The organism is Flavobacterium sp. B167r (assembly GCF_056824315.1).
Genome location: NZ_CP124859.1, coordinates 1843967 through 1858218, shown reverse-complemented (window position 1 = coordinate 1858218; position 14252 = coordinate 1843967). Strand labels below are relative to the sequence as shown.

16 protein-coding genes are annotated in these 14252 nt (G+C 32.7%); 12 read left to right on the top strand and 4 right to left on the bottom strand.

Annotation, left to right across the window (positions count from 1 at the left end; translation table 11 throughout):
* Positions 1-36 precede the first annotated feature (36 nt).
* The 3 genes from QLQ96_RS08315 to murI all read left to right on the top strand — a co-directional run bounded on the left by QLQ96_RS08315 (position 37) and on the right by murI (position 2514).
* Positions 37-1071: an OmpH/Skp family outer membrane protein gene (locus tag QLQ96_RS08315; protein WP_482496234.1), complete on the top strand. Its 1035-nt coding sequence runs from the start codon at positions 37-39 to the stop codon at positions 1069-1071.
* Positions 1072-1085: 14 nt separating this feature from the next.
* Positions 1086-1589 carry an OmpH/Skp family outer membrane protein gene (locus QLQ96_RS08310; protein ID WP_379699214.1) on the top strand — a complete coding sequence of 168 codons (504 nt, stop codon included), beginning with the start codon at positions 1086-1088 and terminating at the stop codon, positions 1587-1589.
* A 148-nt stretch (positions 1590-1737) separates the two neighbouring features.
* Complete coding sequence (gene murI / locus QLQ96_RS08305; RefSeq protein WP_482496233.1) at positions 1738-2514, top strand: glutamate racemase; 777 nt, start codon at positions 1738-1740, stop codon at positions 2512-2514.
* Positions 2515-2518: 4 nt separating this feature from the next.
* On the opposite strand, the gene bamG is transcribed toward murI, so the two are convergent.
* Both bamG and QLQ96_RS08295 read right to left on the bottom strand, forming a co-directional pair.
* Positions 2519-3754, bottom strand: coding sequence for a BamG family beta-barrel-assembly machinery protein (gene bamG, locus QLQ96_RS08300; RefSeq protein WP_482496232.1), 1236 nt, complete (start codon positions 3752-3754; stop codon positions 2519-2521).
* Entirely contained in the window at positions 3755-5083 is a 1329-nt protein-coding gene (locus QLQ96_RS08295; RefSeq protein ID WP_482496231.1) for a DUF4270 family protein, read from the bottom strand. It abuts the gene before it with no gap.
* Positions 5084-5314: 231 nt separating this feature from the next.
* Here QLQ96_RS08295 and QLQ96_RS08290 point away from each other — a divergent pair, with 231 nt between their 5' ends.
* From QLQ96_RS08290 to QLQ96_RS08265, 6 genes are all read left to right on the top strand, one after another.
* Entirely contained in the window at positions 5315-6157 is an 843-nt protein-coding gene (locus tag QLQ96_RS08290; RefSeq protein ID WP_482496230.1) for a DUF6268 family outer membrane beta-barrel protein, read from the top strand.
* A gap of 14 nt (positions 6158-6171) precedes the next feature.
* The gene (locus QLQ96_RS08285) at positions 6172-7179 is read left to right on the top strand and encodes a Kelch repeat-containing protein (protein WP_482496229.1); all 1008 of its coding nucleotides are present in this window, start codon (positions 6172-6174) and stop codon (positions 7177-7179) included.
* Complete coding sequence (locus QLQ96_RS08280; protein ID WP_482496228.1) at positions 7169-7495, top strand: DUF4907 domain-containing protein; 327 nt, start codon at positions 7169-7171, stop codon at positions 7493-7495. Before QLQ96_RS08285 ends, QLQ96_RS08280 begins: the two co-directional genes overlap by 11 nt.
* Positions 7496-8611, top strand: coding sequence for a sensor histidine kinase (locus QLQ96_RS08275; protein WP_482496227.1), 1116 nt, complete (start codon positions 7496-7498; stop codon positions 8609-8611).
* A gap of 13 nt (positions 8612-8624) precedes the next feature.
* A complete protein-coding gene (locus QLQ96_RS08270; RefSeq protein WP_482496226.1) occupies positions 8625-9335 on the top strand; it encodes a dioxygenase family protein in 711 nt (236 codons plus the stop codon).
* 109 nt (positions 9336-9444) lie between these two features.
* Positions 9445-10158 carry a LytR/AlgR family response regulator transcription factor gene (locus tag QLQ96_RS08265; RefSeq protein ID WP_482496225.1) on the top strand — a complete coding sequence of 238 codons (714 nt, stop codon included), beginning with the start codon at positions 9445-9447 and terminating at the stop codon, positions 10156-10158.
* An 81-nt stretch (positions 10159-10239) separates the two neighbouring features.
* On the opposite strand, the gene QLQ96_RS08260 is transcribed toward QLQ96_RS08265, so the two are convergent.
* A complete protein-coding gene (locus tag QLQ96_RS08260; RefSeq protein ID WP_482496224.1) occupies positions 10240-10758 on the bottom strand; it encodes a gamma carbonic anhydrase family protein in 519 nt (172 codons plus the stop codon).
* 10 nt (positions 10759-10768) lie between these two features.
* Complete coding sequence (locus tag QLQ96_RS08255) at positions 10769-11758, bottom strand: PorP/SprF family type IX secretion system membrane protein (RefSeq protein ID WP_482496223.1); 990 nt, start codon at positions 11756-11758, stop codon at positions 10769-10771.
* A 143-nt stretch (positions 11759-11901) separates the two neighbouring features.
* Here QLQ96_RS08255 and QLQ96_RS08250 point away from each other — a divergent pair, with 143 nt between their 5' ends.
* From QLQ96_RS08250 to QLQ96_RS08240, 3 genes are all read left to right on the top strand, one after another.
* Complete coding sequence (locus QLQ96_RS08250; RefSeq protein WP_482496222.1) at positions 11902-12801, top strand: NifU family protein; 900 nt, start codon at positions 11902-11904, stop codon at positions 12799-12801.
* A 144-nt stretch (positions 12802-12945) separates the two neighbouring features.
* Complete coding sequence (locus QLQ96_RS08245; RefSeq protein WP_482496221.1) at positions 12946-13353, top strand: YtxH domain-containing protein; 408 nt, start codon at positions 12946-12948, stop codon at positions 13351-13353.
* 86 nt (positions 13354-13439) lie between these two features.
* Complete coding sequence (locus QLQ96_RS08240) at positions 13440-14252, top strand: mechanosensitive ion channel family protein (protein ID WP_482496220.1); 813 nt, start codon at positions 13440-13442, stop codon at positions 14250-14252.

Here is a 14252-nt window from a genome sequence, read left to right as displayed (position 1 = left end):
TACGTTTGGTTAAAAATCATCAAATAAAGTTATGTTATGAGAAAACAATTTTTATTTATATTTTTAGCCTTGATTGTAGCAAATACAAGTCAGGCACAAGGAAGGACTACTCGAATTGGCTACATCGACATGGAATATATTTTAGAAAATGTTTCCGATTATAAAGAAGCCAAATCACAATTAGAGCAAAAAGCTCAAAAGTGGAAACAGGAAGTTGAGGCTAAAAAATTAAATATTAACAATTTAAAAGAAAGCTTAAAAACAGAAAAAGCTTTACTGACAAAGGAATTAATAGAAGAAAGAGAAACTGAAATTAAGTTTCTTGAACAAGAAATGATGGATTATCAGCAGAAACAATTTGGTTCTGACGGAAATCTAATGAGACAAAAAGCAGCTTTAGCGAAGCCTATACAAGATCAGGTTTTTACTGCTGTGCAAGATATAGCAGAAGCAAAAAACTATGATTTTGTTTTTGATAAATCATCAGATCTTACAATGCTTTTTAGCAATAAAAGATTTGATATTAGCGATCAGGTTTTAAGGATTTTAAACCGTACTGAAAAACGTGAACAGCTGACCAAAAAACAATTGAAAGAGCAGGAAGCTAAAGAGAATATTGAAAATGCAATTGATGAAAATCCAGCAATGGCCGATCGCCAGAAAGCACTTGATGAAAAAAGAGCTGCTAGAGAAAAGTTAATTCAGGATAGAAAATTAGAGCAAGAGGCTAAAAGAAAAGAATACGAAGACAGAAGAAAAGCTTTACAAGAAGAAAGAGACGCTAAAAAAAATGGCACGGTTTCTGGAACAGCAACATCAACAGCCGTTCCTGCCGCAACAACAGCGAGTCCAGCTGCAAATGGTTCTACAGCTAAAACCACATCGCCTGTTACAGGAGAAACTCCTGCTGCTGAACAGCCAGAAATGACAAAAGCAGAAGAAAGACAATTACTTTACGAACAACGTAAAAAAGAATTGGAAGAAAGAAGAAAGAAAATTATAGAAGAAAGAGAAGCGGCTAAAAAAGCAAAAGAAGCCGAAACACAAAAAACAAATACGACCAATAATTAATTAATATTTTAAAAATGATGAAACAAATCAAAACTTTACTAATTGCTGCAATTCTTATTTTAGGAGCAAGTAACACAATGAACGCACAAGCGAAGGTAGCACATGTTGATGTAAGCGAGATCATGGGAAAAATGCCTGCTATGCTAGATGCTCAAAATCAACTGCAAAAATTAAGTGGTACATATGATGCTGAATACAAAAAAATGGTTGACGAATATCAAGTAAAAATCAAAAAGTACGAAGCTGAAGCTGCAACTGTAACTGATGCTGTAAACGGTGAGCGTTCTAAAGAAGTTCAAGATATGCAAAAGAGAATTGTTGATTACAGAGACAATGCTCAAAAAGAATTACAACAAAAAGAAACTGATATCGTAAAACCTTTAATGGAAAAAGTTAGAGCTTCTATCCAAAAAGTTGGAAAAGCTAAAGGATTCCAATACATTTTAGACGGTTCTACTTTATTATTAGCTGATGGTCCAAACATCACTGCTGACGTTAAAAAAGATTTAGGATTCTAAGAAATTAAATCCCTATAACTAAACTGCTCAATTTGTATAATTTGAGCAGTTTTTTTTTACAAAAATTTAAAGGTAATCTTTGAAATTATTTCAAATTTGATTTAACTTAGAATAACGAATTATATCTAAAAAATACTAAATTTGCTTTATGACAAACAATAATCCTGTAGGCGTTTTTGATTCTGGTATTGGCGGAACTTCCATTTGGAGCGCCATTCATGATCTTCTTCCAAATGAAAAAACCATTTATCTGGCTGATAGCAAGAATGCGCCTTACGGTCAAAGAAGCAAAGAAGAGATTGTTGCATTAAGTAAAAAAAACGTAGAATTTTTACTGGAGAATAATTGCAAATTAATCGTTGTTGCCTGCAATACTGCTACAACAAATGCCATATTAGAACTTCGTGCAGATTATGATGTTCCGTTTGTTGGAATTGAGCCTGCTATTAAACCTGCAGCAAATAACTCTCAAACACAAGTAATCGGAATTCTAGCTACAAAAGGAACTCTTAACAGCGAGTTGTTTAATAAGACTGCCGAAATGTTTCAGAATACTAAAATCATTGAGCAGGTTGGCCACGGACTTGTACAGCTTATTGAAGACGGTAATTTGTACTCAACAGAAATGACTCAGCTATTAGAATCGTATCTTCAACCTATGATTGAAGCTAATATTGATTATTTGGTTTTAGGATGCAGCCACTACCCTTATCTTATTCCTCAGATAAAAAAAATTCTCCCAGATCATATTAAAATAATAGATTCAGGAGAAGCTGTTGCGCGTCAGACTAAAAATCTGCTTCGCGATAAAGTTGGTTTTTCTGAAAATACAGATCATGATCCTATATTCTATGTTAACTCAGACCCAAAAGTTTTAGAGTCAATTTTAGAATATAAATATCCGGTAATCAAAAAAGATTTTTAAATTATTATTCAAACTTTCGCTTGACGAACCAAATTCCGTCCAGCGATAAATTGAATGATATTTTATGGTAATTTTCTTTTATCAAATCATTTGCAATTCTACCTTTCTGTCCGTAAGAATATGAAATATTGAGTGATGAAAATGTATTTTCAATTGGCAGATTTAACCCAATAGAAATAGATGCATTATTGACACGCTGTTTATCGACTTCAAGATAACCGTTATCAAAATTTACACCTGCCGCATATCCTACTCTATCCCAATATCTTCTTACATTCTTTTTTGAACTATAAGTGAAACCAAGTGCAAAACGATCCTGATTTACAAATTCGCCATATAAATCAGACTGTTTCGTGTTATTCCAGAAACTTTTCTCGTAATCTAAAGTCATATTCAAATTATTTTTAAATCGCTTACTAGCTCCAAAACCAATTTCTAGAGGCATATAATAATCGTCTGTAGCTGTAGCTTTGTCGGTTTCTATTGAAGACACGACTTCATCTGCAATACTGTTTACCGATTGTACTTTGGAAGCGTTTATTTTAGATGGAACTTTGACAGTAGTTCCTATTGTGAACGTTGAATCTATTTTGAATTGAGCTCCCAATGTTGCACGCACTCCACCATAATCTGTTTTTTTGTGTATGGTTGTAACTGCATTCGAAATTAAAAAAGCGCGATCATCAACTGTATTTCCAAAAAGTACCGTGGCAGTCGCCCCTATTGTCAGCTTTTTCCCAAATCTATAACCGTATGAAAAATCCAAATTATTTAAACCTCCAGATCCTTGTGCCGTTACATAATAATATTCTTGACTATCAGCGATTTGAAGTTTTAAATTTGAGATTTTAAAAACTGAACTAGAATACGGGCGAAGTGCCAAACTAAAACCAGAATTTTTAGTAACTGGAAAAGCAAAAGCCAAGTGAGAAAATTGAAAATTATTTCGTTTTTCTGAACGAGTACTGCTCTGATAAGTTGTAGCAATAGCTTTTCCTCCAATATCAAAAAGGAAATGATTCTGATACATGAATCCTAAAGATGCTGGATTTAAATTATTAATAAAAGTATCTGAAGGCAATGCAATTCCAGAACCTCCAATTGAGGGCAAATAACCAAAATCTGATTCATACAAACTTCCAACGCCATAAAGCGAATATGGAGAACTTGAGATGCTTTGAGAAAAGGAAGTCAGCGACATTAAAATGAAGCAACTCCATAAAACAATTTTATTTTTCATTTAGTAAGAGATGTAATAAATTTTCAGCTGAATTTTATTGTCGGCATTTTTCTGATTCCCTAAAACAATTCTATCAACAGCTTTAGAAATTGTAGGTAATGTTAAAATGAGAGATGATCTTGAATCGGCTGCCTTAAGCATTTCTTTTTGAAGAAAAGTTCCGATCGGAATTGTATATCCGATATTTTCATTAAACTCATCGCTTTTTTTATTCAATATTCCGTAAACAGTAGTTCCTGCAGAATTTACTAAAGTTCCGCTTATTCGATTTAAATTATCTCCAATGTAAACTGCCAAAGAATCTGCCAGTGGATATTTCTCCGAATAAGAATTATTGACGGGTTTTAAAACTAGTTCTGCGTTTACAATAGCTCCGTTAGTAGAGATGTTTTTAAACTGTTTAATATTCGGAAAATCTACTCTGCAAGCCACTCCGGTTCCTGACTGAATAAAACCTTGATTATTGGTCAAATTACTGGATAAATAACTGCTAGAGATGGGAAGATTTTGAATCAGTGTTCCTGTTTTGTCTAAAGAAATAGAATTAAATTGTTTTGTTTTGTCTACAATTGTGAAATCGAGAATATAAGACACCTCATCTTCGTCGGCCATATATTTTGAATAATACAATCTCACTTTACTGGTTCCTGCACTAAATCCTATAATATTAGAAGAATTAGATGTTTCTGGAACTAAAACAAGTCCTTTTAAATATTCTGTAAAACTGTCAAAATCTGTAATTTCTCTTTTCTTAATTTTCTGAAAAAGAGCTTCTCCAAATTCTTTATCCATTTTAATATTTATAGAGTCCTTTTGGGTTGGTCTTGGTATAAAAGAAATCTTTCCCAAGCTTTCAGAACTATAACTTAAAGTAGAATTGTTATAAAAGTTACTGTCGTCTGTATTAGGTTTAACTTTTTGAAGCAAGCGATGGATATCAAATGTTTGAACTTTTGTAGTGTCTCCATAATAATATTTATCATATTTAAGAATCATCGAGATAGAATCGAAAACATAATTTACAGATTCTGTGTCAGAACCTGCACTATTTAATGCATAACTACCACCTGAAAGTTGAAAATAGCTATCCGATTTTACTTTTCCGAAAATAGGATCATCATAATTTCCAATTAAGATTCTACTTCGGTTTGAAGTTACCAGCGAGTCAAAATTGATAGTTGACATTTCTACTGTCACCGTATCTATCATAATCACTTTATTGCTTAAAGCCAGATAATCTGACCCAACAGTAAATTCTCCAGTGTCTGTATCTGTACCACATGAAAATAAGGTAAGTACAAAAAGCAATAGCAATATAAACTTGTGCATAATTTAATTTTTGAGCAAATATAAATTGCGCACTTTGGCAACACACTATAACATATACTACCACGCCTTTTTAAGCTACAAATTGTACAATACGATCTATAATCTGAATTCTGTGTTCAAATTCTAATTCGACCTTAAAAACAGCGATTTTGTCTATCAAAACACCTCATATATATATCTTCTTTTTTTTAAGGGCGTCATCCATCTAATTTTGAACCAATAAAATAAATAATGAAAGTAAGGTTTTTAATTTGTTCTCTTTTTTTGATTTCATTTTCAAGTTTAAAAGCTCAGGAAAATTTTAGCGCTGCTGTAAATTTCAAAACTGTGCCGACAGATAAAATAAATTTTAGCGAAACGAACATTGCTATTTTTTATCAAAAGAAACTAGGAACAAAAAGCAAAATAGTGAACACGTTAGAATATTCTAATTTGAAGGTGAATTACGATTTCAATCCCTATAATTTTTATGCGGATCAAGAAAAATTCAACCAAGTTCAAAACAAGTTTGAATATTCATCTGAAATAACAGAAAAAACAAAATGGCAACTTTCTATTGTTCCTACAGCAAATTTCCAAAGCAAATTGGATATTTCTGATGTGACAGTTCTAGGAAGTTTAGCGATTAACCAGCAGTTGAATTCGAAATTAAATGTAATTCTCGGAGCTGGCAGAACAACAATTTTTGGAGCGCCAAAAATCACGCCGATTGTTGCTTTTGATTATAAAATGAATGATGAAACCGATTTTAAAATTGGATTTCCAGATTCGAAAATTTCTTATTCAAATAATGAAAGAAACAAATTCAGTCTGACGAATAGTTTTAATGGAAATTTTTATCATTTAGACGAAACAACTAATACAGATAAAAATGCCGAGAAAGCAGTTTTATCGCAAATGACATCGGCTCTAGAATATGAAAGAAATGTAGCTCCTAATTGGTTTTTAAATTTTAAAGCGGGTTATGATTTCAATAAAAAATACAATTTACTAGATAGCAGTGACCATAAAATATACGACTACAATAGCGGAAATGGTTACGTTTTAGGAATAGGGATCAAATACAAACAATAAATATTAAATACACTATGATTAATCTAAAAAAAGGAATTTTATTCACAGCGCTTTTTTCAAGCCTCTTTTTCATAAGCTGCAGTAATGATGACGATGATGATGATTTAGTAGGAAACTGGATTAAAAAATCGGCTTTTGACGGTCCTGCAAGATCTAGTGCTACAAGTTTCGTTATCGGGGATTATGCTTATGTAGTTGGCGGTTATACTGGAGATGTATATTTAAAAGATTTATGGGTTTACAACTCAAACGGAGATTACTGGGAGCAAAAAGCAGATTTTGGAGGAATTGGAAGAAGTTCTTCTTCTAGTTTTGCACTAAATGAAAAAGGTTATGTTGGTCTTGGCTATGATGGAACAAACAAATTGAAAGACTTTTATCAATACGATCCTTCTGCAAACAGTTGGACACAAAAAGCAGACTTTGCAGGAACTGCACGCTATGCAGCCGTAGGTTTTCAGGTTGGTGGCAAGGCTTATTTTGGAACAGGTTATGACGGAAATTATTTAAAAGATTTTTATCAATACGATGATCTAGCAAATACTTGGACTTTGGTAAATGGTTTCAGTGGAAACAAAAGACGTAATGCAACTGTTTTTACAATTGCAGACAAAGCGTATTTAGTAACTGGCGTAAATAATGGCGTTTATCAGGAAGATTTCTGGGAATTTGATCCTTCAACGGATGTATGGACCAGAAAAAGAGACATCGACAAAGATACAGACGACGATTACAGCTACAACGACGATTATGCAATTGTACGTTCTAATGCATCAAGCTTCGCTATGAATGGTTTAGGATATGTTGTTGGAGGTGAAAACATAAAAACAGTTTGGGAATACAATCCAACTACTGATTTATGGACAGAAAGAACTCCAATGGAAGGTGCAACAAGAACAGATGCTCTTGGTTTTGCTATCAATAACCGTGGATTCTACATGTTAGGAAGATTAGGTTCTACTTATTTTGATGACGCTTGGGAATTTAGACCTTTAGATGAACAAAGTGACGATGATAATTAATAATAAACAATACTTCTGGAGTAACATCCAGAAGTATTTGATAGTTTTTGCAATTCTTCTTTTTGCTGCCTGTGCAAAAAAAGAAACATTAACAACGGCTTCTTTTAAGACAAATTCTGGTTGGGGATATACAATTGCCTATAAAGAAAAAATTTTAATTAAACAGTCGATTATTCCCGTGATAAGCAATAGCAAAAGTTTCGAAACAGAAGATGACGCCATGAAGGTTGCAGATCTTGTTAAACAAAAGCTCAAACAAAACTTATCTCCAGCGGTAACCAAAAATGAATTAATTTTATTAAAAATAAAATTGTAAATGCAGATAGATACCATTAAAAATACCGGCTACAACAAAATATTATTCCATTTTGCAATATGGGTTTTCTTTATTTTGACTTCTCTAATTCAGTTTTACGAAAGTCCTTTTAAGATGAATAATGACTTCTATGCGCAATGGTTAACAGGAATTGTTTTGTTCTATCTGAATTACTTTTATTTGGTTCCTAATTATTTGCTTCAAAAGAAATACTGGCTCTACTTTTCATTTGCCGTTGGTCTAATTGCCATATTTATGATTATCAGGTTACATTATTTTATTCCTGAATTTAGACATTTAAGACCTGAAAATGTAGTTCCTGCGCGAATGATCCCGCATGATCCAAATTTTTTTCCAAGAAGAGAAAGGATGCCTCACGGAATAGAAATGAGACAGCCGCTTTTCTTTAAACTTGGCCCATCATTTTTCTATATTTTGATTATCACAATCTCTGCAATTATTAGAACATTAACTGAGTTTTATAATAATCAGCAAAATAAACTGATTGCCGAAACACATAGAACAAATACCGAATTAATCTATTTGCGCAAACAAACCAATCCGCATTTTTTATTTAATTCATTAAACAGTATTTATTCTTTGGCACACAAAAAATCTGATTTGGTCCCTGATGCCATCGTGACCTTATCTGAACTTATGCGCTACATGCTGTATGAAACAGATAACAAAACGGTGGCTTTAGAAAAAGAGGTCAATTATATTCAGAATTATATCGAATTGCAAAAACTTCGATTAAACAATATCGAAGACATCGTCATTAATGTTCATGGCGATACCAAAAACAAGTTTATTGAGCCTTTATTGTTGATTTCTTTTGTTGAAAATGCCTTTAAGTACGGAACAGATTACAAAGGCGCAGCCCATGTAAAAATTAAGATTCTAATTACAGATCATAATCTGGATTTCTGGATTGAAAACACGATTGAGAATTATGTAAAAGACCCTGAAAACTCAGGAATTGGATTAGTAAACATTCAAAGCCGTCTTGATCTTTTATATCCTAACGCACACGAACTAACCATTACTCAGGATAATGAATATTACCGAGTTCATTTGAATTTAAAGTTAGACGAGATTAAAACCGGAACACATTAAACAAAAACTGATTATGGACAGAAAAAAATTCATCCGAAATGGCATTTTAGGCATTGCATCATTGGCAACTGCTACAAAATTACTAGAATCTTGTTCTAAAAGCGACAATGATGATACCGATACTAGCAATTCTGGAGATGGAAGCTGCACGGTTTCTCCTTCAGAAACAAAAGGTCCGTTTCCTATCAAAACGCCAAGTCAGCTGGTTTTAGAAAACATCAAATCTGACCGTGTCGGAATTGCTTTATTGATTAATTTAAAAATTGAAAATAAAAACAACAATTGCGAACCTCTTTCGGGAGCATTAGTAGACGTTTGGCATTGCGACAAAGACGGAAACTATTCGGAATACGGTGGCACACAAATGCAGCAGACAGATTATACTTCTGTTCATTTCTTGCGAGGAAGACAAACTTCAAATACCAGCGGAGAAGTTTCTTTTATCTCCATTTATCCTGGTTGGTACCAAGGAAGAGCGCCGCACGTGCATGTAGAAGTTTTATCAAGTGCTGGAAGTTCTTTATTGGTAACGCAGATTGCTTTTCCTGAAACAATTTCAAGTGACGTATATTCAAGCACTAATTATGCAGCACACGGACAAGCAGATACGGCAAATACAAAAGACAATGTTTTTGCTGATAGTTTAGCCGATGAATTGGCCACAATAACTGGTAATTTAACAGATGGTTTTACACTCACAAAAACCATCACTGTAAACGCATAACTTTTTTTGATTAGGTGGAACCAGTATTTTAAGAAAATTTTAAAACTTAATTTACTGGTTTAAAATTACTTTTGAATACCAAAACAATTATAAATTTAATTCTGAAGAAATGAAGTGTGTAATTATTGATGACGAACCTTTAGCAGTAGACTTATTACAGGATTTTGTCAAAAAAGTAGAAACTCTTGATCTAGTAAACACTTTCAACAATGCTATTGATGCTGTTTCATTTATCAATCAGAATAATGTTGATTTGGTTTTTCTGGATATTCAGATGCCCCATTTTTCTGGAATTGATTTTTTAAATACAATAGAAAAAAAGCCTTTGGTTATATTTACAACCGCTTATTCTGATTATGCCGTAGAAGGATTTAATCTTGGCGCTGTTGATTATTTGGTAAAACCTATTCCGTTTCATCGATTTTTAAAAGCTGTTGTAAGAGCACAGCAAGTTTTACAGCCTGCAGCAAATCCAACAATTGCAGAAAACAATAATACTCCTGAAATTGAGCAAGATTTTATGTTCGTCAGGGCTGAATATGAAAATGTAAAATTGAATTTTGCCGATATTCTTTTTATTGAAGGATTGAAAGATTATGTCAAAATCTACACCACAGACAATAAATTTACGTTGACGTTAATTAGTTTAATCAAACTTGAAAATCTTCTTTCTAGCAAAGGTTTTGCGAGAGTTCACAGATCGTATATTATCAATATCAAACATGTAAAATCAATTCAGAAAAATAAGGTTTTAATTAGTGACAAAAGAATTCCAATCAGCGAAAGCTATAAAAATACTTTCTTCGAAAAAATTAACCTCTAGTTTTTTAAATTCAAATAAAAAAATCCAAATTCCAAAAAGGTCAAACTCTTGGAATTTGGATTTTTTTATTTATTTGAATTTTTATTTTTCTTCTTTAAACCAGCTAGAATACATCACGTAATTATTTGAAATACGTTCGATTTCACCAGCAAAATTAGACTGGTCAATATCTTTTACTTTTTTGGCAGGAACACCAGCATAAATGCTTCCAGAAGCTACAACTGTATTTTGAGTTACTACAGCTCCAGCAGCAATAATCGCGTTGCTTTCTACTACGCAGTTATCCATTACAATGGCTCCCATTCCGATTAAAACATTATCGTGAATTGTACAGCCGTGCACAATTGCGTTATGCCCTATCGAAACGTTGTTCCCTATAATTGTAGGATGCTTTTGATACGTACAGTGAATTACAGCACCATCTTGAATGTTTACTTTGTTTCCGATTTTAATGAAATGAACATCTCCCCTAATAACAGCATTAAACCAAACACTGCAAGATTCTCCAAAAGTAACATCTCCTACAATAGTTGCATTTTCGGCAACATAACAATCCTCTGGAATAAGAGGTGATTTTCCGTTTACAGATTTAATCAGCATAATAATAAATTTAGTTTATTGCAGGACAATTACAGTCGTAGCGTTCTTTTTTGCAGAATAAATTAATTCCTAAAGTAATTTGATGGTAACCGCCTGTGTCAAACTTAACATCTCCCATTACCTGAGAATAAGTATAAGCGAACATGAAATTCTTGTAATTAATTCCAACAATCGGTGTAAAATATTGTAATTTTTGAGAGGCTACGCCACTTCCTGAAATATATTGCGCGCCATCAAAACCTCTTCTATAGGACAAAGCCGCCCATAGACTTCCAAAATCCATATTTTTGTAGGCTTTCATGTTCAAGTCAAGTGTTTTTTCTTTCGTCTGATCAAAAAGCTGAAAAAGAATAGAAGGCTCCCAAGTCCAATTATCGTTTTTACCAAATACATAACCTGCACTCAATAAAAACTTTCTAAGATTGTCACTTTCATAATCTGTGTACAACTCTCTTCTGGTTTCTAATAATCCTTGAACCGTTGCATGTGCATAGAAATTCAAATAATTATAAGAAGCTCCAACGTCAACATTGAAATAAGAATCTTTCTGAATCGAGCCATAAACAATTGGATCAAAAGTTCCTCCAAATTTTGTTTCGTCTAATTGGTTTTGTATTAAACCTCCGCTAATTCCAAAAGACAACTGATTTAAATCCAATTCATCTCTTGAAAACATAATATGGTGTGCGTACGTCAATTTAACACCTTTTTCAGAATGATATCCATTTTTATCATTAAAAACAATGATACCAGCTCCAGAACGTTCGCCGATTCTTCCGTTAAAACTTAAAGTCTGTAGTGATGGAGCATCTTCTTCTCCAAACCATTGTTTTCTGGCTGTCAATCTTATTTTGGCACAGTTAGCCGCGCCAGCCATTGAAGGGTGAATTAAGTAATAATTGTCAGACAAATAATCCGAATAAACGGGTATTCCCTCTTGGGAATAAGAGTAAAAAGTTGTAATGAGAAAAATTAATAAAACCTTGATTTTAAATTTCATAAAGACAATTTTGTTTCTCTATAATTTTCACTCTCGCAATTTAACACGATTTATTTGAAAAGAGTCTTAATTATTTTATTAAAAAATCAAATATAGCCATTAGTAGAAAATAACTTTAGTAAATTTGCAAAAAATATATTACCATGACTAAAATCACTATAAAAGAAACCCAAAACCCAACTATTTTAAAGTTTGAGTTTGAGGATTTCATCACTCAAAATCAAAACTTTGAGTTCAAAAATATTGATGAAGCTCAGGCTTCTCCTCTAGCACAACAATTATTCTATTTACCTTTTGTTAAAACAGTTTATATCTCTGGAAACTTCATCGCTATCGAAAGATACAGCATTGTGGATTGGGATGATGTTAAAGATGCTGTTGCAGAGCAAATTAGTGCATTTGTTGAAAAAGGCGGTGTTATCATTAACATTGATGAAACAAAACCAAAAAAACAGCCTATTACAGTTTATGGAGAAACAACTCCAAATCCTTCTGCATTGAAATTTGTTGTGAGCAGAATGCTGACTCGCAATGCTATAGAATATAAAAACATTGATCAGACTGCTTCTTCTCCATTGGCTCAGGAATTGTTTAAATTCCCTTATGTGAAAGAAATTTTTATCGATGAAAATTATATTTCTGTTACCAAATATGAAATCAATAACTGGGATGAAATTACTTTAGAATTAAGAACATTCATTAAACAATTTATTGAAAATGGCGGAACCGTTTTGGATGAAAGTTTAATTCAAACTGCCAAAAAAGATGATTCAACAAAAGATGAAGCTTTTGACAAATTGGATGTTACTTCACAGCAAATCATAAATATCTTGGAAGAATATGTAAAACCAGCTGTAGCTGCAGATGGTGGAAATATTGCTTTTGAATCTTATAATGAAGAAGATAAAACTGTAAAAGTATTATTGCAAGGTGCTTGCAGCGGTTGTCCTTCCTCTACATTTACTTTAAAAAGCGGTATCGAAAATATGCTGAAAAGCATGCTAAACGATGAAGCTATTAAGGTAGAAGCGGTAAATGCTTAATTTCACAAAAAACTCTATAGAAAGCGTCTCACTGAGGCGCTTTTTTCATTATTAACCACTAGTGATCAATTATTTACCATTAAAAAAACGAGTAATTCTATAAAATTAATTAATATTGTATCCTTAACCAATTAATTAACAACCATGGGATTATCTTCATTTTTTAAAAATTTATTTGGCTCAACCAAAGAGTCTGTAACTGAATTGGCAACTAATGCCGAAAGTACTTTTGAACAGGCGAAAGAAGCTGCCGTACCATATATTGAGAAAGCTGAAGCTTTTGCAGAAGAAATAATTGAAAAAGTAAAAGAAGTTTCGGAGCCTATTATTGACCAAGCTGCAGATTATGCTGAAAAAGCAAAAGATACCGTAAGCGAATATGCCGATAAAGCTGCTAAAGTAGTAAATGATGTAGTTGATTCTGTTAAAGAAAAAATGGCTTCTTTGGGTGTAGAGACGCCAGAAACTATTTCTGAAACTGTTGTTGATGTAAGCGAAAATTCGGCTGCAGAAGTAGAAGAAATAGCCGACAAAGCTGCTGACAAAGCATAAACAAACTTTCTTGATAATGTAAATATTTTTATATTTGCACCACTAATATACCTTCTCTTTTGAGAAGGTTTTTTTATTTTAAAATCATGAACATTAGCCCAGAACAAGTCAGTAAATACGTTGCTCGATTTATTGATATTTTAGTCGATTATTCACCAAAACTGATTTCTGCATTTTTAATCTTGTTTGTTGGTTTATACGCCATCAGATTGATTAATCGCATCATTAGAAAAGTAATGATTAAGCGAAATCTAGATCCGACATTAACCAAATTCTTATCCGATATTTTATTATGGGCGCTGCGAATATTATTGTTTGTAACCTTTATTTCTAAATTAGGAATAGAAACTTCTTCATTCGTAGCTATTTTAGGAGCAATGGGTCTTGCTGTTGGTTTGTCATTGCAAGGATCTCTTTCTAATTTTGCTGGTGGAATGCTTATTATTGTTTTTAAACCTTTTAAAGTTGGAGATACAATAGAAGCGCAAGGTGTTGTTGCAACAGTTCTTGAAATTCAGATTTTTGTAACCAAAATGCTTACAGGAAACAATCAGACTGTATTTGTTCCTAACGGTTCTTTATCTAACGGAAATATCATCAATTACTCAATGCAAGGAGAAAGAAGAGCTGATTTGACTTTTGCCATTTCTTATGATTCTGATATTAAAAAAGCAAAAGAAATTCTATTGGAAGTATTGCACAACAATCCTAATGTATTGAAAAAACCTGCACCTGAAGTTTTTGTAAAAAACCTATCGGCAAGTTCTATTGATTTTGCTGTTCGTCCGTGGGCAAAAAATGCTAATTACGGAGCTGTTTTCTCTGAAACATTAGAGGATTGCAAAATAGCTTTGGATAAAGCTGGAATTGCAATTCAACCATACACTATTCAGAAATAA